The organism is Enterovibrio nigricans DSM 22720 (assembly GCF_900167155.1).
Classification (GTDB): Bacteria; Pseudomonadota; Gammaproteobacteria; order Enterobacterales; family Vibrionaceae; genus Enterovibrio; species Enterovibrio nigricans.
In genome coordinates this window covers 1-1640 of record NZ_FUXU01000156.1, presented here as the reverse complement: position 1 = coordinate 1640, position 1640 = coordinate 1, and the positions used below count along the sequence as shown (strand labels likewise).

The window sequence follows — 1640 nt, the reverse complement described above, 5'->3', positions numbered from 1 at the left end:
CGGTTGAGCTGACGGCAGTTAATGAACAAGTTGTTTTGGTCGTTCTCTCGACGCACGGCGGGAATGATTGCTGCGCTGCACATGCTGCGAAGCAAATCTTCATCAATCCCCATGATGTCGGCGGCTTTGCTCACATGCATCATGCCAACGGGGGACTCAATGAGTGCGCCCACATCGGTGATATCGAATTCAACCTTCATAAAAGACACTCCGTGGTACACTGGGGAGTTGCGCAGTAAGGGCGCAATATCTGGGTAATACATTGTAGGTCTTTCGACCGATAGCTTAATGTAGATCGAAAGACCGATAGGGGTCAAGCATGGACTACGGGAAAAGATTGAAAGCAATACGCTTAGAGGAAGGTTTGAGTCAGTCTGAATTTTCACAACTCACTGATATTCCAACTGGAACTATTCAGAATTATGAACAAGGAAAAAGAACACTTAATGAAGAAAATTTAAGCAAGATCACTAGTAATTCTCGGATATTTAAGTACACGCTTTGGCTCGTTACAGGCAAAACTGCCTACGAGTCGGGACAGATTTGCCCGGCTTACTCAACTCAAGAGAAGTGCGGGCTAGACGTGCCACAGGATGCAAAGAGAGCATAAACACCCTACAGATACAGTTTTACGATTGGGAGATGGGGTGTCATGGCGATTGTGCAAACTGTCGAGGGCTTGTGGGTGACGACGCTTGATGCGTCGCACGAGTTCAACCTGAAAATGGACGCGTTGGCCTACGAAAACAAAGTGGCACTGCAACGTAAAATCAAAGCCTCTTTTGATAATCGTCGATTGTCTGAACTGATTGATTTGTGGCACAAGTTGCATGGTAAAGCGTTAAAAGATGGGTTGCGCCGTTACAAGCTGCTTTATCGAATGGCGGAGCGCGTCAATAATCCGATAGCGACACAATTTACGAGTGATGTTTTTGCGCATTACCGTCAAGAGCGGGCGAATGAAGTGTCAGTGGGGACGTTGAACCGAGAGCATGCGTACATGCGGGCGGTGTTCAATGAGCTGCGCCGCCTTGGGGTGATTAACTACGAAAATCCCTTGACGCATATTCGCCAGTTCAAGGAGAAAGAGCATGATTTGCGTTTTCTCAGTGGCTCGGAAATTCAGCAACTGCTTGCGAACAGTAAAAAGTCGTCTAACTCCTCACTGGAACTTGTGATTAAAGTGTGCCTAGCGACAGGAGCAAGGTGGGGAGAGGCGGAAAACCTGAAAGCGTCACAACTCAAAAACGGACAAGTGACATTTCTTGATACCAAAGGCGGACGGAAAAAACGTAGCGTTCCTATCAGTGAGTCGTTAATGACTGCGCTTTCCGGCTTAGAGAAAAGCGGGGATGAACGTTTGTTTATCGGCTGTCTCGGTGCTTTTCGAAAGGCGGTCGCTCATGCAGGTATTTATCTTCCCGAAGGGCAGTTAACCCACGTTCTCCGACACTCCTTCGCCAGTCATTTTGTCATGAATGGCGGAAACATCATTGTCTTAAAAGATATCTTGGGGCACTCCACAATCACAACGACGATGCGTTATGCGCATTTAGCCCCTGATTATCTGAATGATGCGGTCAGGCTAAACCCATTGGAAAACCCCGCGAATTGAGAGATAGCTAACTCAACCCCATATG

The 1640-nt window shown here is 47.4% G+C and carries 3 protein-coding genes; 2 read left to right on the top strand and 1 reads right to left on the bottom strand.

What is annotated here, in order from left to right:
* Positions 1-200 (bottom strand): hypothetical protein (locus B5D35_RS24450; RefSeq protein WP_170915261.1); only part of this gene is annotated, 200 nt, incomplete at its 3' end.
* Between the two features lie 119 nt (positions 201-319).
* On the opposite strand from B5D35_RS24450, the gene B5D35_RS22930 reads away from it, so the two are divergent.
* Together B5D35_RS22930 and B5D35_RS22925 are read left to right on the top strand one after the other, a co-directional pair.
* Positions 320-610 carry a helix-turn-helix domain-containing protein gene (locus B5D35_RS22930; protein ID WP_078754722.1) on the top strand — a complete coding sequence of 97 codons (291 nt, stop codon included), beginning with the start codon at positions 320-322 and terminating at the stop codon, positions 608-610.
* Positions 611-652: 42 nt separating this feature from the next.
* On the top strand, positions 653-1615 hold the full coding sequence (locus B5D35_RS22925; RefSeq protein ID WP_078754721.1) for a phage integrase: 963 nt from the start codon (positions 653-655) through the stop codon (positions 1613-1615).
* Positions 1616-1640 lie beyond the last annotated feature (25 nt).